Source organism: Marinobacter alkaliphilus, from assembly GCF_055394375.1.
In genome coordinates, this window is record NZ_AP043751.1 from 1243049 (window position 1) to 1259452 (window position 16404).

General features: G+C 59.7%; 15 protein-coding genes. 7 read left to right on the forward strand and 8 right to left on the reverse strand.

What is annotated here, in order from left to right:
• The first annotated feature begins 4 nt into the window (after nt 1-4).
• Entirely contained in the window at nt 5-583 is a 579-nt protein-coding gene (locus tag ACZ5Q2_RS05565) for an outer membrane beta-barrel protein (RefSeq protein ID WP_061330929.1), read from the forward strand.
• Between the two features lie 49 nt (nt 584-632).
• Here ACZ5Q2_RS05565 and ACZ5Q2_RS05570 read toward each other — a convergent pair whose 3' ends face one another.
• Both ACZ5Q2_RS05570 and ACZ5Q2_RS05575 read right to left on the reverse strand, forming a co-directional pair.
• On the reverse strand, nt 633-2891 hold the full coding sequence (locus ACZ5Q2_RS05570) for a transporter substrate-binding domain-containing diguanylate cyclase (RefSeq protein ID WP_227510048.1): 2259 nt from the start codon (nt 2889-2891) through the stop codon (nt 633-635).
• Nucleotides 2888-3313, reverse strand: coding sequence for a transporter substrate-binding domain-containing protein (locus ACZ5Q2_RS05575; protein ID WP_227510047.1), 426 nt, complete (start codon nt 3311-3313; stop codon nt 2888-2890). Before ACZ5Q2_RS05575 ends, ACZ5Q2_RS05570 begins: the two co-directional genes overlap by 4 nt.
• A 125-nt stretch (nt 3314-3438) precedes the next feature.
• Between ACZ5Q2_RS05575 and ACZ5Q2_RS05580 the strand changes: the two genes are divergently transcribed.
• Nucleotides 3439-4218, forward strand: coding sequence for an ATP-binding protein (locus tag ACZ5Q2_RS05580; protein ID WP_061330928.1), 780 nt, complete (start codon nt 3439-3441; stop codon nt 4216-4218).
• 6 nt (nt 4219-4224) lie between these two features.
• On the opposite strand, the gene ACZ5Q2_RS05585 is transcribed toward ACZ5Q2_RS05580, so the two are convergent.
• The 3 genes from ACZ5Q2_RS05585 to pdsR are packed head-to-tail and all read right to left on the reverse strand — an operon-like array spanning nt 4225 to nt 8284.
• Nucleotides 4225-5532 carry a DUF3422 family protein gene (locus ACZ5Q2_RS05585; RefSeq protein WP_061330927.1) on the reverse strand — a complete coding sequence of 436 codons (1308 nt, stop codon included), beginning with the start codon at nt 5530-5532 and terminating at the stop codon, nt 4225-4227.
• A gap of 5 nt (nt 5533-5537) precedes the next feature.
• Nucleotides 5538-7580: an ATP-binding protein gene (locus ACZ5Q2_RS05590; RefSeq protein WP_061330926.1), complete on the reverse strand. Its 2043-nt coding sequence runs from the start codon at nt 7578-7580 to the stop codon at nt 5538-5540.
• Nucleotides 7581-7582: 2 nt separating this feature from the next.
• Nucleotides 7583-8284, reverse strand: a complete 702-nt coding sequence (pdsR, locus tag ACZ5Q2_RS05595) for a proteobacterial dedicated sortase system response regulator (RefSeq protein ID WP_061330925.1) — start codon at nt 8282-8284, stop codon at nt 7583-7585.
• Between the two features lie 280 nt (nt 8285-8564).
• Here pdsR and ACZ5Q2_RS05600 point away from each other — a divergent pair, with 280 nt between their 5' ends.
• The 5 genes from ACZ5Q2_RS05600 (at nt 8565) to ACZ5Q2_RS05620 (ending at nt 12669) form a co-directional block, all read left to right on the forward strand.
• Nucleotides 8565-10604 (forward strand): marine proteobacterial sortase target protein, encoded by a 2040-nt coding sequence (locus ACZ5Q2_RS05600; protein WP_432210379.1) that lies wholly within the window; start codon nt 8565-8567, stop codon nt 10602-10604.
• Nucleotides 10601-11182, forward strand: coding sequence for a class GN sortase (locus ACZ5Q2_RS05605; protein ID WP_432210378.1), 582 nt, complete (start codon nt 10601-10603; stop codon nt 11180-11182). Before ACZ5Q2_RS05600 ends, ACZ5Q2_RS05605 begins: the two co-directional genes overlap by 4 nt.
• Before the next feature lie 47 nt (nt 11183-11229).
• Entirely contained in the window at nt 11230-11949 is a 720-nt protein-coding gene (locus tag ACZ5Q2_RS05610; RefSeq protein WP_432210377.1) for a lysophospholipid acyltransferase family protein, read from the forward strand.
• Between the two features lie 74 nt (nt 11950-12023).
• The gene (locus ACZ5Q2_RS05615) at nt 12024-12266 is read left to right on the forward strand and encodes a GlsB/YeaQ/YmgE family stress response membrane protein (RefSeq protein ID WP_061330921.1); all 243 of its coding nucleotides are present in this window, start codon (nt 12024-12026) and stop codon (nt 12264-12266) included.
• Between the two features lies 1 nt (nt 12267).
• The gene (locus ACZ5Q2_RS05620) at nt 12268-12669 is read left to right on the forward strand and encodes an MAPEG family protein (RefSeq protein ID WP_374787215.1); all 402 of its coding nucleotides are present in this window, start codon (nt 12268-12270) and stop codon (nt 12667-12669) included.
• A 147-nt stretch (nt 12670-12816) separates the two neighbouring features.
• Here the strand turns inward: ACZ5Q2_RS05620 and ACZ5Q2_RS05625 are convergent, their stop codons facing one another.
• The 3 genes from ACZ5Q2_RS05625 to ACZ5Q2_RS05635 all read right to left on the reverse strand — a co-directional run bounded on the left by ACZ5Q2_RS05625 (nt 12817) and on the right by ACZ5Q2_RS05635 (nt 16148).
• Nucleotides 12817-13419 carry a DUF2931 family protein gene (locus ACZ5Q2_RS05625; protein WP_374787216.1) on the reverse strand — a complete coding sequence of 201 codons (603 nt, stop codon included), beginning with the start codon at nt 13417-13419 and terminating at the stop codon, nt 12817-12819.
• Nucleotides 13419-15488 carry a T6SS phospholipase effector Tle1-like catalytic domain-containing protein gene (locus ACZ5Q2_RS05630; protein ID WP_374787217.1) on the reverse strand — a complete coding sequence of 690 codons (2070 nt, stop codon included), beginning with the start codon at nt 15486-15488 and terminating at the stop codon, nt 13419-13421. The genes ACZ5Q2_RS05625 and ACZ5Q2_RS05630 overlap by 1 nt, the downstream gene beginning before the upstream one ends.
• A gap of 219 nt (nt 15489-15707) precedes the next feature.
• The gene (locus tag ACZ5Q2_RS05635) at nt 15708-16148 is read right to left on the reverse strand and encodes an OmpA family protein (protein ID WP_058091607.1); all 441 of its coding nucleotides are present in this window, start codon (nt 16146-16148) and stop codon (nt 15708-15710) included.
• Nucleotides 16149-16404: the final 256 nt, after the last annotated feature.

Genomic DNA, 16404 nt, shown 5'->3' on the forward strand with positions numbered 1-16404 from the left:
CGTTATGAGCTACAAAGCCAGTTTTGCGTGTGCCACGGTTCTGTCTGCTGCTGTACTGACAGCACCTGCCGTCTGGGCGCAGGATAAAGTGAGCCGGGATAACTCAGGGCCTTACATCAGTGGTAGCTACGGGGGCTACAAATCCCACGGCGGTGAATTCAAGGATGACAACGATCTGCTGGGCGCGGCGCTGGGTTACCAGTTCAATGAGTTCTTTGCCCTGGAAGCGGAATACATTGATTTCGGCAAGTTCGGCGATGACGACGTTAAAGCCAAGCTCAAAGGGGTTGGCCTGAGTGCTGTTGGCCGTTTGCCTCTCACTCAGAGTTTCGGGGTGTATGCGAAGGCCGGTGCATTCGCTTCGGCCTTTGATGTGGATGCCTTCGATGAGAGTGAAACCTATGACGAGGTCAATCCGTTTATTGGCGCCGGTGTGGATTTCCGGGTGACCAATAGCCTGACCGCTTTCGCCGAGTATGCCCGTTACAACGTGGATATCGATGAAGACGATTTCAATGGCCAGATTACCAATAATGGTCCGGATTTCGACACCGGCCGGGTTGGCTTGAAGTACCAGTTCTGACTCGTTGCGGGTTTGGGGCGCCGGCTGTAGCAGGCCGGCGCCCCTTTCTTTACGCCTTAGGGTGTTCGGCTTCGTCTGGTCCCGATGTTTGCCCTGCTGGAATAACCTCCAGGCGGTTCCGGCCGTTACGCTTGGCGGTGTATAGCGCCTGGTCGGCCAGCCGGAGATATTCCGCAGATGTGTGCTCTGGTGTTGGAAACCCCAATGCCAGGCCAATGCTGACGGTCAGATCAATCCCTTTATCCTTGCAGGTATCACAGCGCCGGGTTGCGACTTCCTCGCGGAACCGGTTCAGCCGAGCCTTTATGTCATCTGCATCCTGATAACTGGCAAAAATCACAAACTCTTCTCCACCAAACCGTGCCAGACGGTCAGTGTCGCGGCGGAAATGTTCGCGCATGGTATTTGCCAGAGATTCCAGGCACCGGTCACCAGCCTCATGCCCCCAATTATCATTAATCTTCTTGAAATGGTCCGCGTCGACCATGGCAACCGCAAAGCCGGTCTGGTGCCGCAGGCACCATTGAAAGCTGTTGGAGAACTCCCGGTCGAAGTAGGTGCGGTTGCCCAGGCCTGTGAGGTTATCGGTCACACTCAGACGGGACAGAGCGGTATTGGCCTCGGCAAGTTCCCGATTGAGACGGCCGAGTTTCCGGTTCCAGTAGACCAGCAGGGCGGTGGCCAGCAGGCCCAGCGAAAGTATTTGCCAGAACCGGGTATAGTCCACGCGTTCCTCGATTCGCAGGTTGCGCCAGGTGCTTTCAAGCTGAGTGCGCTCTGCAGGTGTCAGGCTCAACACCAGTTTCTGCATGATGCCGTGTAACGTGGGTTCGTCATTGCGGGTGCCGATCGCCAGTGACCAGTCGGCCGGTACCCGGCCAATCACCTTCAGGTCCGCCAGGCCCATTGACTGCATGTAGTAACTGGCGGTGGCCAGTGTAGTGACATAGCCGATCAGCTCCCGGTTCTGAAGTTTTCTCAGGCCTTCTTGCTCTGACTCTACGGTAACCAGTTGCAAGGATGGATTGCGTTTGCGCAGCAATTCGGCAAACGCGTAGCCTTCCACAATGCCAACGCGGCCGCCCTCCAGCTCGTTGAGACGCTGAATGAACGGGGCCTCAATACGGCCAATCACCACGTTTGGTACTTCCAGATAGGGTGAGGTGAAGTCCAGATAAACGGACCTTTCGGGTGTACGCATGGCCATCGGGAACATGTCGCAACGCCGATCCTTCGCCGCGGCAATGGCTTCCTGCCAGTTGCTGGTGGGCACCAGCCGGAAACGCAGGTTACCTCGTTGGCTGAACAGCTCAAGCACATCTGCGGCCAGGCCGGTGTGTTTACCATCCCTCACGCCTTCGAGGGGCATCCAGTCCGGGTCTGCGCAGATGCGAATTTCCCGATTCCGTTGTTCCAGCCATAGGGACTCGGTGTCTGTCCAGTGCACCAGTTCCGCTGTGTTCAGCGAGGGCTGGTTGCTGGCGCCGAGCCAGCGGGTTTCGATCACCTGTTGTTCCGTTGGCGTAATGCTGGTCAGTGCCTGATTCAGGATGTCTGCCAGCGGCGCCAGGGCTGGTCTCACCCCGAAGCGAAGGTCCTCGCCACTGAAGCCCGGGAGCTGAAGTTCTCCGGCGATTCGGGTGCCACTGATACCCAGTTGCCGGATCCAGTAATTGCCCGAATGCAGGGCTCCGATAACGACATCCACATCGCCGCTCGCCAACGCCTGGAACATGGGTTGCTGTGAGTGGAAGCTGAGCAATGTGCCGTTACTCAGCAATTGCCGAAGCGTTTCCTCATAGTAGATGCCCGCGCCCAGTCCAACCCGATAGTGCTTCAGGTCCTCAAGATTTTGGTAGTTGAGACTCTCATCCCGGGTAAAGATGACGTTGGGAATGATGTGATAGGGCGAGGTGAAGTGGGCGAAGGACTCCCGTTCCGGGCGATGGGACATGTTGGCCATGACATCAATGTCGCCGTTCTTGAGCATGGGAATCAGTTCGTCCCACTGGCCGCTGACAGGAATAGCCTGCAGGCCAGTCAGGTCAACCAGCCGGTTCATGATATCAACGCTCAGACCTCTGACCCGCCCGCCGTCGGTGAAACTGAACGGCGCATAATCATCCATGAATCCGATCCGAACCGGCCCCAGACTCGCCAGGTACTGTCGTTGTTGCGAGCTGAGGGCCAGCTCTGTACCTGTGGAGCCGGTCAAACCGCCAAACTCCTGCCAACGCTGCAGCAGGTGCTGCAGTTTTTCCTCCGGTACGGCATTCAGCCCGGCCTGAATCTGATTGAACAGGTTCAAGTTGTCGGTGAGAACACCAATACGGAAATCCTCAGGTAAATTTCGCGGTAGTGATAAGGTTCGGAGAACAGGACCTTTTCAGCACGGTCCGGACGCCAGGAAATACCGTCTATCGCATCCAGATCTCCGCGCAGGAAGGCCGCATAGATGTCTGGCCAGCTACCGGCACGAAAATCAAAGACCAGGTTGCTTTTGCTGGCCACTTCCCGAAGGACGTCAATGGAGAACCCGGCTGGATTGCGACCTTCAAAAAAAGTGTAGGGTTCGTTGTCGGCCACCACGCCAATTGTGACAACGGGAGACGAGCTCTCCGGCTCTTCCGCCCGGGCTGCGAACGTCAGCACCGCAATCATCAGTGTGGCCAGCGTTAGCCAGGCAGCACAGAATTTTCGCTGGGGCGGTTGAGGCAGGCGGCTTTGCAAGGTATACCTTCCCTGTGAATAACAGTGCCAGTGTAGTTGCAGATCGTAACCTTTGACAGTGGTGTGTGGCTATATTGAATACAGATTCAGGCTATGAAACGGCACGCCTTTGATGGAGTAGGGGAATGACAGAAACGGGTTTTGACTGGCAGCAGATTCCGGCCGCTGTGTGGCGCCGGCACCGCTCCGGCCTGCGGGCCATTCGCCGGCTGGATCCAATCAGTTGGGGCGATCTCACGGGTATTGACCGGCAGAAACAGGCCCTGGCCCGGAACACGGAGCGCTTCCTCGCAGGGGAGCCTTCGAACAACGCGCTGCTTTGGGGTTTTCGGGGCACCGGAAAGTCGTCCCTGATTAAGGCGTTGCTGAACCGTTACCAGGCGGATGGCCTGCGCATGATTGAAGTGGACAAGGATGATCTGGTGAACCTGCCGGAGATTGTCGACGACATCTGCGAGCTGCCGTACCGCTTTGTGATCTTCTGTGATGACCTGTCGTTTGATGTGGGGGAGTCCGGTTATAAGGCCTTGAAAAGCGTGCTAGAGGGATCACTGGAGCTGCCCCCGGAGAACGTGCGGGTGTATGCCACCTCCAACCGCCGGCATCTGATGCCGGAATTCATGAGTGACAACCTGAAAAGCGAGGTGCGCGACGGCGAACTGCACCCGGCGGAAGCCATTGAAGAACAGGTATCACTGGCGGACCGGTTCGGGCTGCAGCTGTCGTTTTATCCGTTTTCCCAAGATGTCTATCTGCAGGCGGTGGACGCGCTGTTTCCGGAGGTGGCAGAGCGCTCGCAACTGCACCAGGAGGCCATCCGGTTTGCCACCGGCAAAGGGGTGCGCAACGGTCGCACGGCCCAGCAGTTTTACCGCCAGTTTGCCGGGGACCCCAGATTCAGCTGACGCCGGCTATTGCCGGCGGGCCATGCGGATAAACCGGTGGTGGATGGTCCGGATGCCCAGGAATACCAGCACCATGATCACCGGTATGGCCACGCCCAGTACCAGGGATTTGTTGAACGCCAGGCCGCTATCCTGCAGTACGTCCAGGCCAAGCTTGAGCAGGCTGATCAGATAGTAGGAGATCGCCACAACCGAGAAGCCTTCGACTGTGTGTTGCATCATCAATTGAATGCGGGAACGGCGGTCCATGGAACTCAGCAGTTGCTGGTTCTGACTCTGGATCGCCAGTTCCACCCGGGTACGCATCATGTCGGAGGCTCGGTCTACACGGCGGGACAGGTCTTCGAGCCGTTCCCCTACCGCTTCGCAGGTTTTCACCGCCGGGGTTAGCCGGCGGGTCATGAATTCGCTGATGGTCAGGTGGCCGGAGACTTCGTCTTCCCGCAGTTCTTCCAGCCGGGTCAGCACCAGTTCGTGGTAAGCCCGGGTAGCGGCAAAACGGAAGGTGGAGTGGGCCCGGTAGGCTTCTATTCGGGCGGCAATGTGGGTGAGTTCGGCGAGTATCTGTTGTTCGTCCAGGGATTCGTTATCCGCCAGGGACTGGGTGATGGTGGCCAGCTCGTGGTCCATGTCGTTCAGGCTGGGCGTCATTTCCCGGGCCAGTGGCAGCGCTAGCAGCGACATCAGCCGGTAGGTTTCAATCTCCATCAGGCGCTGCACCAGGCGGCCCAGCTGGCTGTTGGACATTTTGTGATTGAGCACCATAAAGCGGCCGAAATGGTCGCTGTGCAACTGAAATGAGCCCAGCACACGGGCGGCGCCTTCCTGCGGGCTGCTGCCGATCAGGCGCATACCTTCGAAATACTTGCGCATGTACGCCAGTTCGCTGCGGGCGTCCTCTTCCGACGGGCGCACCTCAATGTGGAAGGCCCCGACGATGGTTCCTTCCAGCTGCTCTAGCCACCCCTCTGGTAACGAGCTGATGCCGGTCTCGGCAAAAGGTTCGGCGCTGGAAATGCCAAGATTGATAAAAGTGTAAGAGGCAAACTCCATATGCACTTCACGCCGGACGCGCAGCTTGCCGAAGTTGTGCTCATAGCAGCTGACTTCCTGTTCCGGCCAGGGCTCGCCCAGCAGGCGGTGCAGCCGCTGAAGATGCGCGAACTGTGTTCGGCGCTGCTCCGGTGTGACCAGCACGGCAATGTGGGTCACCCGGGCGGTGGAAGGAATCACCTGGAAGGGGCGTGAGTGCAGTTCCTGGTAAAGGTCTGCCCGCAAGGGATGAAAATCCAGGGATGACGTTTCGGCACTCACAATGTTTATCCTGTTTCCGGGTGGTATACCGGGATGATAACCCGGAAGCTCACCCCGTCAATGCCACCTTCGCGGGTGTTTCGGGCCTCCACATGGCCACCATGGTAGTCGGCAATAAGACGTACGATCAGCAACCCCTGCCCCAGGTGCCCCTCGCTCTGGCCCTGGCGCTGGGAGACAAAGGCGCCAAAAATATCCACGCCGGCGTGTTCCGGCAATTGCGAGCCCTCGTTGAACACACACAATTGGTAGTGGTCCGAATGGCGTTGCAGGCTGACCTCTATGGCGCCGCCTTTGGGGGTAAAATCCCGGGCGTTATCCACCAGCTTGTCGAGCATTTGCACCAGCATTTCCGGTGAGCCCATCAGTGGGCATTCGGCTTCGGGAATCTGGTAACGGATCTGGTGGTCGGCATCCAGTTGTTGGTACGCCTCGGTGGCTTGCGCGACCACCTCGGACAGGTCGAACCGTTCTTTGTCGGCCTGGTCGAAGCTCTGCTCGAGCCGCGCGGCCTCACTCATGCTGTTGAGAATTCGGCGCAGCCGCTCGGTAGCCCCGGCGGCCCGTTCCAGGTATTGCTGCCGTTCCTGCTCGGAGCTGTTATGGGCGAGGTTCTCTAGGGACGACCTGACCACCGCCACGGGGGTTTTCAGCTCATGGGACAGCCGGCGGGAAAAACTCTCCAGGTAGTGGTTATAACTCTGCAGCCGTTCCACCATCTGGCTGAAATGCTGTTGCAGTTGCCCCAGTTCATCCTGGGTTCTGGCGCCGGGCACCTGGCTCAGAATCCGGCCATCTTCGTCCACGCTGGCGCTGACCAGGCGTTGCAGGCGGGCAATTCGCCAGGATAACCAACTGGCATAACCCAGCAGCACCAGGGTTAACGCGAGAATGATGAGCAGGCTGCGGGCCAGGACGCTGCCAAGGGCCGAGCCGGAGACGGTGAGCAGTTGATCGAGGGATTGTTCCAGTACCAGCGAGCGACCGCCAAACAGATCATGCTCGGTGGCCAGCCAGACCGAGCCGTCATTGCGCCTGACCAGGTGATTGTCTGGCAGGCCACCGGTGATCAGCCTATGGGTGGCTTCGCCCAGCGGTGTGGGCTCCGGCTGGTAGAGCCGAATCAGGGCGCGCAGGGCGTTGAGGGTGATTTTCTCAAGTACTTGCACGGGAGACAGATCATCGAAGTCCGGGCCCTGGCCAGTGGCCGGATGCCGGTGATGGGCAATCACCCACCCCGCCGGCTCAACCAAAGTGACTTGCTGACCATCACCGAGCTGGTCCGCAAGTGCCCGTTCCAGTTCAGGGATCCGCTGCACCAGCGGGGGTGGTGGTTCAATGCCGGTGCCGGGTACGGAGGCGTCCTGGCCTCCCTGGGTCAGCTGGAAGCCCAGCAAGCTGCCACGGGCAGGCTGCGGCATCTGCAGCTCTAGTTGCCAGCCAGACCCCCGATCCCGCCAGGCACCCTGAACCCGATAATCCGGAGTCTGCTGGCGGTCTTCCCGAATGGCATTCACGCTGCCCGGCGCTGAGGTTCGTAGTGTCCAGCGTTGCCGTGGCACCGGCTGTTGCAGGTTGGTGACCGGCGGTTGCAGCACCAGCTCAAAGCGATCATGGGGTTGGTCAGGCCGGTTCTGCTGAAACAGTTGCATGGCCTGGTTCTGCATCTGGACCAACAGGAACAGGTGCCGGCCATCACTGGCGGCCTGCCATCGCAGGTGGGGTTCGCCCGGCACGGGCAGGGGCTCAGCCGATTGCCAGGGCTGCAGGTGATCGGGCTCATCGTAACCGGGCCAGTCGTCGGCATGGCCGTCGGGTTTGATCGGGGTTTCTGCCGGGCTGGCGTAGAGCGCGTTCGGGGTGGTGATGGCGGGTTGCCCCAGCAGCAGGTCGCCGGCCAGGTTTGCCATCCGCTGGCCCCGCTCCTGGAGCTGTTGCAGGGCCTGTTGGCGCAGGGCGTCATCCAGTTCCAGCACAAACTTCAGCCCGGCCCAGGGTATCAGCAGCATCAGCAGGCTGGCGAGGAACAGCTGGCGTTTAAGGCTCAAGGTCAGACCTCACGGGCATTCCAGCGATAACCCATTCCATAGGCGGTCTGAATGCCATCAAAGCTGCTGTCCAGCTGGCTGAATTTACGCCGGATGCGTTTGATATGGGAGGTCACGGTGTTGTCATCCAGTACCGTGCTGGCGGCTTCCATCAGCTGGTCCCGGCTGCGAACGTGGCCGGGATGCTGCACCAGGCTGTGCAGCATCCAGAATTCGGTCACCGTCAAGTCCACCGGCTGGTTGTCCCAGGACACGGTCATGCGGTCGACGTTGAGCGACAGCCGGCCCCGGTGCAGCAGCTCATCCGGCTTTTGCAGCGCCTCGGCCCAGGCATCGGCCCGGCGAAGCAGGGCGGTAATCCGGGCCAGCAGATGATCCAGGCTCATGTCTTTGGTGACGTAATCGTCAGCGCCCAGGCGCAAGCCGTGCACCGAATCGATATCGCTGTCCCGGGCGGTCAGGAAGATAATCGGCAAGGTAGCAGACTGCGACCGAAGGTCCTGGCACAGGGTAAACCCGCCTTCCGGCTCGTCTCCAAGCCCGACGTCAATAATGGCCAGGTCTGGCAACGCCTGGCGCAGCACTTGCCAGGCCGATGGCCGGTCGCCATAGGCTGATACCCGGTAACCCCGGCGCTCAAACGCCGCCCGGTAGTTATCGCGAATGCCTGCTTCGTCTTCAATCAGAACAATGTGTTTTTTCATGGGTGATGCTGTTCAGCAAGATGTGCTGTCATTAAACCATGCTCCTTGCGCGGCACAAGTCGATGCTGCGGGATTGCCATAATTCATCATTTTCTATCGCCAGCTTGCCCGTTTCTGCCACGGCAGGGCCCATTCAGCCTGTTGCAATGGCATCACTAACTTCCACAAAAAGGATGTCGTGATGATGTTGCTATCGCTGCTTGCCAATCCGGCCGTACGGCCTGACCTGTTCACCGCCCGCCGGGCGAAGCCAGCCGCTAAACAATCCAGGTGGTTGCGAATGGCCGAGGGTATCAGCCTTTGGCTGGCGGTTCTGCTGATGTTGTTTGTCCATCCCCTCTACGCGGAGGCGCGTCAGATGGACATGGAACAGCCGGGTCAACTGTACCTGATGAATGATCAAAATGCCCGGCAGCAGCCGGCGGTGATTCTGGACAGTGAGTTTCAGGTTCGTGTGTCTGGCTTGCTGGCCCAGACCAGGCTGACCAGGACGTTTCGTAATGCCAGCGACCAATGGCAAGAGGGGATTTTCGTGTTCCCGTTACCCGACAAGGCCACGGTGTACGGGCTACGCATGACCATTGGCGAGCGTGAAATCGTGGGGCACATTGAGCCCAAAGCCAAGGCCCGCCAAACCTATGAGCGGGCCAGGCAGGCCGGGCAGCATGCGGCCACGCTGGAGCAGCATCGCCCGAACCTGTTTACCAGCCGGGTAGCCAACATCCCGCCAGGCGAAAGTGTGCAGGTGGAAATCCGTTATCAGCAACCGGTGGCCTACAAGCACGGTGAATTCGAACTTCGACTGCCCACCACCTTGACCCCTAGGTATATGCCAGGCGAACCGCTGGCGGAAACCCAAGGCCCGTGGCAGTCGGGGTGGGCGCTGGCCACCACAGAGGTTGCCGATGCCCATGAAATCAGCCCGTTTACCGTTCGCCCCGCGGACGTTGATGGCGGCAGTCACCGGGCCAGGATCGGAATAGAGATCGAAAGCGGCCTGGCCCTGGCGGATGTCTCCAGCCCAAGCCATCGACTGCACACCGAGCTGGACGGTGCCAGGGCGACGGTGAGGCCGGAACAGGAAAAGGTGCTGATGGACCGCGATGTGATCGTCAGGTGGCGCCCGGTAGCCGGCAGTGAGCCAAAAGCGGCCGTCTTTCACCAGACCTGGCAAGGTGAGGATTATCTGATGGCCATGGTGCTGCCGCCTGAAACGGTCGGGCCGGTGCTGCGCCGGGAGCTTGTGTTCGTTATTGATACCTCGGGTTCCATGGCGGGGGACGCGATTGCCCAGGCCCGTTCTGCCCTGCTGAAGGGGCTGGAATCCCTGCGCCCCGGTGATTCGTTCAATGTGATCCAGTTCAACAGCCAGGCCCATCCCCTGTTCGCCCAGCCGGTGCCGGCAGAAGGCCATTACCTGGCCCGGGCTCGGCGTTATGTCCAGGATTTGCGGGCCAATGGCGGTACCGAGATGGCGGGTGCCCTGTCGCTGGCGCTGGGAATGGACTCTGGCCCGGGGGGTGAACGGGTGCGCCAGGTGGTGTTTATCACCGACGGTGCCGTGGGCAATGAGTCTGCCCTGTTTAACCAGATCCGATCAGGTTTGACTGACCGAAGACTGTTTACCGTGGGGATTGGTTCTGCACCCAATATGCATTTTCTGCGGGAGGCGGCCCGGTGGGGCCGGGGTGAGTTTACCGCAATTCACTCAGGCGCCGAGGTAGACCGGGCCCTGAACCGGCTGTTTGCCGCCATGGAAGCACCGGTGCTGACCAATCTGGACGTCCGCTGGCCGGATCAGGGACAGCCTTTGGAGCCAGTACCGGCCAGGCCCGGAGATCTGTTTCGCGGCACGCCGTTGATCCAGGTAATCCGGGGGCTGCCGGCAGCAGGGCAGTTGCAGGTTTCCGGCCAGTTGCCCGGAGGCCGTCACTGGTCCACTTCTCTGGATCTTGCCCAGGCGGCGCCCGCCAGTGGTTTGAATCGTCAGTGGGCCCGTGGCCGGATTGATGAGCTGACCGATGCCGCCCGGCTTCAGGGCCAGGCGCCGGATGAGCAGCAAATCACTGAGCTTTCGGTTCGCCATGGCGTGATTTCGCCGTTCACCAGCTTTGTGGTGGTGGAGCAGCGCCGGGCTCGCCCGGAAACCGAAAGCGCAGGGTCACAGAGCATACCCACACTGCTGCCGGCAGGTAGCCAGCCCGGTATGCTCAGGTACCCCCAGACGGCCACATTCGCACCGTTGTTCACTGCGCTGGGTTTGCTGGGGCTGATGTTTTCCCTGGCCATTGCCATGCTGAACCGGAGGCCATCCCTGTGAGTCGCCTGCTGCTGTTACTGTTCGGATGTTCTGCCACGGTGCTCATGTTCGGGCTGTGGATTCCCTTCAAGGCACTGGTGGCACAGGAGCTGCTGGCGCTTGCCTGGGCCGAGACCCAGGCGCGGCAGGTCCAGGCCCGGCCCTGGCCCTGGGCCGATACCTGGCCCGTGGCGAAACTGGAAATGCCCGAGCTGGATGTGTCGATGATCGTGCTGGATGGCCTGCACGGCGAAAGCCTGGCCTTCGGGCCGGGCCGGGTGGTGGCCGGTGCCGACGGGCCGGTGATTCTGGCCGGACACCGGGACACCCACTTCAGCCACCTCCAACATCTCGCTCCGGGCAACCCGGTCAGATTGCAAGGCCAGGATCAGCGTTGGCAGGACTATCGGGTGACCAGTATCCGGGTAGTGGACAGTCGTAAGGAGCTTATTAACACTCACGCGTTGGCGGCCGGCACCCTGCTGTTGGTTACCTGCTATCCCTTCAATTCCATGGATGCCCGTGGCCCTCTGCGCTATGTGGTTGAAGCCCATCCCGTTTACGCACTCGAACAAAAGGATACTGTTGCCGCGCTTTAGGTTTGGCGTACACTTGTGCGCCAAGTGAGTCTCAACGGAAAAGCAGTATGGCAGTGGTAAGAAAAATCCTGGCGTGGATCTGCGTGCCAGTCTTGTGCCTTCTGGCATTGGTGTTATACCTGGCCCGGCCGTTCAACCCGGATAATAACCGTCTGCTGGGCTGGATTGTCGCCCGGGTAGGGCGTTGTTTGCTGGGCATGAAGCGCCCCCTGTACGGGGCTGAGAACATGCCGCAGGACAGGCCAACGGTGATCATCGCTAACCACCAACAGAACGACGACCTGTTCCTGATGGGTGACTTGCTACCGCCGCGCACGGTGGCGGTAGCTAAGTCCTCATTGGTCTGGGTGCCGTTCTTTGGCCAGGTATTCTGGCTGGGTGGCAACATCATTCTGAACCGCGGTCGGTCCCGAAAAGCGGTGGCGGTGATGGAGGCCACCAGTGAGGCGATCAACCAGCAGCGTAAAAGTATCTGGGTATTCCCGGAAGGCACTCGTAGCCGTGGCCGTGGCCTGGGAAGTTTCAAGAAAGGCGCGTTTCACACCGCCATTGCTGCCGGTGCCCCCATCACCATGGTGTGTGCCGGTGAGTATCACGGCAAAACACGAGGCTGGTCTGGTCGCAGGGAGCCAGTCCCGATGCGGATTCTTCCTCCTGTCGAAACCCAGGGGCTGACCTCTGCCGATGTACCCGAGCTGATCGCCCGGTGCCACCAACAGATGTCGGAAGCCATCGCAGGGCTGGCACGAACTCCCGGAACTGCTTGAATGGCCGTGAAAAACAGGGCAGTCTTCTGAACAGGATTACATTCTGAACTGGTAAACCTTGGGAGAACGCGGAGATGAGCCTGATCTGGTTTCTGATCATCGGTGGTCTTGCCGGCTGGCTGGCCGGCCTGATTATGAAAGGCAAGGGCTTTGGTGTACTGGCCAATATCGGTATCGGTATTGTCGGTTCGGTGATTGGCGGCGTGCTGTTTGGCGTGCTGGGGCTGGCGGTAAAGAGCATGGTCGGTGAGCTGGTCACAGCGACGGTCGGTGCGGTACTGCTGTTGGCGGTGGTTAACAAGATCAAGCAGGGCTGACATGATTATACCCGTAACCGCTGTGTTCGCGGCTGTCCTCGGTTTGTTGTTGCTGGTGTTGTCCGGCCAGGTGGTGAAGTACCGGCTGAAGTACCGGAAAGGTCTGGGCGTGAACGATGATGTGGAGTTTGAGGCAGCGGTGCGCGCCCACGCTAACCTGGTCGAATATGCCCCCATTGGCCTGATCATGCTGGCGATTGCCGAGCTGAACGGTGTTGCCTCAGGCCTGATTTACTGGACCGGCATGGCGCTGGTGGTGGGCCGTATTCTCCATGCCTGGGGCATGATCAACGGCAGGGGTGGCCCCCACAAGGCCCGTATGGTGGGTATCCTGCTGACCTGGCTGGCGATTCTGTTGGCGGCGCTGCTGCTGTTATGGAACGTCTGGCAGGTGTACGGCTGAGCAAGCCGGCAGCGATTGCTTAAACGGGGCCTGTTGGCCCCGTTTGTGTTTGGTGCACCCGGCTCCTGGAGGAGTGGGCCCTTCCGGAAGTTGCCGGGCAAGCCACCTGCTTAGAACTGACCAAGAGATGGCTGTTTGTCGAGCAGCCTACCACCCTTCCGTCGGGATGCCATGTTCCTTGAGGTAATCACCGTTACGTTCGAGATAGCCTTTTGTGCGTTCCGTGAATCGGGAGGGGTCGCCCGGCACTTGCGTGGCCTGCATACGCATCACCTCGATTTCATTGCCAATCTGGTTCGAAATCCACACCACCACGGTACCGCCGGGCGCCAGGCCAATGGTCATAAAGTTCCGGGGGCCGGAATACACGCCCATCGGCGTCTTGTAAGTGGCCGGCTCCCGCATTCGGTCCAGCAGGTCTTCCGGCACCATAATCAATTTGGTGTAATATTTCTGTTCCGCAAAGGAAAACCAGTTGACTAGAATCAGTTCCGGGAAGGGGGCAACCCTGGCTCCCTTGCCGCGGGGTCCGCGGGGACCCCTCCAGCAGCACCCCACGGTGCCGATGGGCTGGCGCCAGCTCCGCTCGCCCGACTTCTCCAGGAACATATCGGTCACCCACACTTCGTAGTGCTTGGGGGCGGCTATGTCGATGTACCAGTTTGTGTCGTCTGCCTTCGACCACGCTGAACACCCGCTGCCCAACAGGGCGATGGCCGCGAGGCCCATGGCCAGGATCTTCTGAATCATTAGTCGCCCTCTGTCTGTGGATAAACCAGGCGCTCCCCGGAGAGCGCCGGTGCATGGGGGTACAATCCCTCTAACTTCGCAGGTGTTCCCGCCACCAGGGTTTCGATGCCGTTGTAGTGGGCGGAGTAATGAATATAGCGCTGGAGCAACAGGTGCTCGTGTTCCGCGGTCAATGAAGGGGCGTCGCTCCCTTGTTCAACCTGTTCCAGGATTTGTTGCAGGATGGGCATAAGCTCATCTTGTATCGACATGGTGTCATCGGTGGGATCAATTTCCCTCAGAGGCACTTCCTGCTCTGCCGCTAACTGGTGCATTAATCGCAGAGCCACCCGTGAATACTCCCCCCGCACCTGGCGCAGCATCCGCAACACCAGTTCCACCCGGCCATCCGGTGCCGGGTGGTCATAGTGCCGGGTAACAATTTCCAGCTGGGCTGGGCCTTCCGGGCCCAGGTCTTTCGGCCAGGCCTGCAACTGTTCGGATTGCCGTACCGGCAGGTTGTGGGGGCCTATCCAGCCGGCGGCCTCTACCTGTTGTCGTTTGGCCTCCAGATTGTCCCACTGCAAGGTTTTGTCCGGCCAGCGCAGCCGGTTGCGAGGCACCTGCAACTTGGGGCTTAACAGCACATCCTCGCGCTGGCTGTCGCCGTAACCACCGCCAATATCGGAATGAACGCCCGGCAGGACGATTTCCCGGAAGTTGGCCGGCAAGCCGCCATCGTGGTTTCGCAGACTGTTCAGGGCAAAATTCCGGCGGTGCTCGTGGGCGGCGGTCAGGTGTACAGCCTGGCCCACTTTCCCTGGATCCAGGTACAGCTTTACCGGGTGATTGCGGCTGTTATTAGCCGATAAATCGCCAGTTGCCGGGTTAACGATGGCGGCCACGGAGTCGAACAGCCCCACGAAGCGAATCTCTACCATCTCCGGCCAGGGAATATGGTTCTGAGCCAGTATCTTGGCGAGCAGGCCGCTTTCGCCCTGATTAATCTCATGCGCAGCGTGGCGGGCGGCAGCAGCCCCCCGACTGAAGCCGAACAGATCAACGGTCAACCGGTCGATGGGCAACCCCTCGGCAAGCCTCTTGGTTGTCTCCGCTACCGTCTTGAAAGCTCTCTTGACCTGCTCAATAACCCCGGCCTCCCCCATGCCGGTGGCTGCGCTGTACAACACATCACCCTCACCAGTCTTGGTGCCCGCCCCAGGGGCATAGACACTGAACCGGTAGGTGCTGGTACCCTCTTCTTCTTTTTCGTCTTCAACGTACAAATCCCACAACTTCGCCACATTGCTGGCCGCATTGGCATAGCTGGCACCCAACATCAGGCTCAGCCTCTGCTCACACTCTTCACGGCTGATGGTGTTATTCTCATAAGGAATCAGGCACTCCTGCTCCAGCTGCTCTCTAAAAGCCTGGGTATTGGCGGCATTGTTCATGGTGCCGTCGGTAAACAGGCCCACTTCCAGGTGAATCCTGGGGGAGGGTTCCTGAGAGGCGTCTTCGGTGGCGGATGCTGCCAGCATGGGCAACGGAGCCACCAAGGCGGACGCCCCCAGGGGCAGGCTCAGCCGGTGGTTATCTGCGCTGTCTTGCTCAGCCTGTTCCCGGCGCTGCCACTGCCGGTAGTGCATCGAGAACATATTCACTTTCAGCGACCCAACCCCCCAGGAGGCGGATTGGCGCAACTGGTCGGAGCTCACCCCGCATTCGTTCAGTTCCGCCACGGCGCTCTTAATCTCAGAAGGTGTGTCTATCCAGTGGTCATTGAGCCGCCACCGGCCGCCGGCAGGCAGGTTGTCGTCCGGCTGCCAGGTCACCATGGGGGAGAAGGGGCCATCCCAGCCTTCACAGACCAACATCAGCTCACCGTCTTTCACCGCCTGGTAGACGGTCTCGGCTATGTCTCGCCGGTCACCGGGGCCGTACCGGAATAACGAGTACATGTCTGACCGAACGTGGCCGTTCTCTTTAACCAGGCGCCTGGCCTTATCGGCGGCAAAAAAGGGGGTTTCAACGAGGGGAAGATCACGGGCTCTCAGCTCCGAGGGCCTGACCAGTGTCATGAAGCTCATCGTCAGCATTCCTTGTTGACGTTAGAAGAACAGGTAAAAATGTGGGAGCGATTCTAGCGGATGGTGTGCGCGTGTGACAACTGCATGTCTTTGAGGCTGTGCAAGACGGGTTTTATTGCTTGATGCACCAATCATGAATCATTGTGATACGGCCCTGTATGCCCGTTGATGTGAGAGAGTGGGAGAGGTAACTCCCCCTCCTACTCGATTACAGGGTGCTCAGAGAGCCCGGGCAATATCCAGAGTCAGGTATTCCAGCTCCACCCGCCGGTTGGCAGCGTGGTCTTCCGGCCGGGCCAGGGGGCGATCTGACCCCCAGGTGGCCAGCACAATGGCGGACTGGTGAACACCTTCGCGCATGAGCAGGCGGGCAACGGAGTTGGCCCTCAGGCGAGCCAGGAACCGGTTATATTCTTCCGAGCCAAAGCGGTCGGCGTGGCCATGGATTCTTACCCGCACGCCCGGGTGGTTCTTAAGGTAAGTTGCATGTTGCTTCAGAACCTCGATGTCACCGGCATCCGGGGTGTGTTTGTTGAAGCCATAGTGAAAGCGGGTGCGGTGAGGACGGTTTCCGTCTTGCGAAGGCTGGCCTGCCATGCCACCGAATGCCAGTGCGGCCTTCGCCAGCAGGTCAGGGTTGTCCAGAACTAGTACGGTCATGTGCAGTATCCTCGAGTCCAGAATCCGGTTTTTGTTGTTATCGCTTCCCCAATATTGTTGGTTGAAGCAATAACGGCAATTGGCGAATGGTCGATAGGCACCGGAAGTGAGTGGTTACCGATTGAATGGCATTTGTGTGACTGTGTGATGACATCCATGGTTGTGTGCTGCGCCACATTTCCCGTTGCAGACCTTTGATTTCTGCTCGCCAGGTGTCATTACACCGGGAAAAGAAGTCGCTGCTGTGGTAAAAAGC

What these genes read in the sequence shown, in the direction of transcription:
- ACZ5Q2_RS05565 (WP_061330929.1), top strand. Translation starts at nt 5, where the DNA reads ATGAGCTACAAAGCCAGTTTTGCGTGTGCCACGGTTCTGTCTGCTGCT.
- ACZ5Q2_RS05580 (WP_061330928.1), top strand. Translation starts at nt 3,439, where the DNA reads ATGACAGAAACGGGTTTTGACTGGCAGCAGATTCCGGCCGCTGTGTGG.
- pdsR (WP_061330925.1), bottom strand. Translation starts at nt 8,284, where the DNA reads ATGAAAAAACACATTGTTCTGATTGAAGACGAAGCAGGCATTCGCGAT.
- ACZ5Q2_RS05600 (WP_432210379.1), top strand. Translation starts at nt 8,565, where the DNA reads ATGGCCGAGGGTATCAGCCTTTGGCTGGCGGTTCTGCTGATGTTGTTT.
- ACZ5Q2_RS05610 (WP_432210377.1), top strand. Translation starts at nt 11,230, where the DNA reads ATGGCAGTGGTAAGAAAAATCCTGGCGTGGATCTGCGTGCCAGTCTTG.
- ACZ5Q2_RS05615 (WP_061330921.1), top strand. Translation starts at nt 12,024, where the DNA reads ATGAGCCTGATCTGGTTTCTGATCATCGGTGGTCTTGCCGGCTGGCTG.
- ACZ5Q2_RS05620 (WP_374787215.1), top strand. Translation starts at nt 12,268, where the DNA reads ATGATTATACCCGTAACCGCTGTGTTCGCGGCTGTCCTCGGTTTGTTG.
- ACZ5Q2_RS05625 (WP_374787216.1), bottom strand. Translation starts at nt 13,419, where the DNA reads ATGATTCAGAAGATCCTGGCCATGGGCCTCGCGGCCATCGCCCTGTTG.
- ACZ5Q2_RS05630 (WP_374787217.1), bottom strand. Translation starts at nt 15,488, where the DNA reads ATGAGCTTCATGACACTGGTCAGGCCCTCGGAGCTGAGAGCCCGTGAT.
- ACZ5Q2_RS05635 (WP_058091607.1), bottom strand. Translation starts at nt 16,148, where the DNA reads ATGACCGTACTAGTTCTGGACAACCCTGACCTGCTGGCGAAGGCCGCA.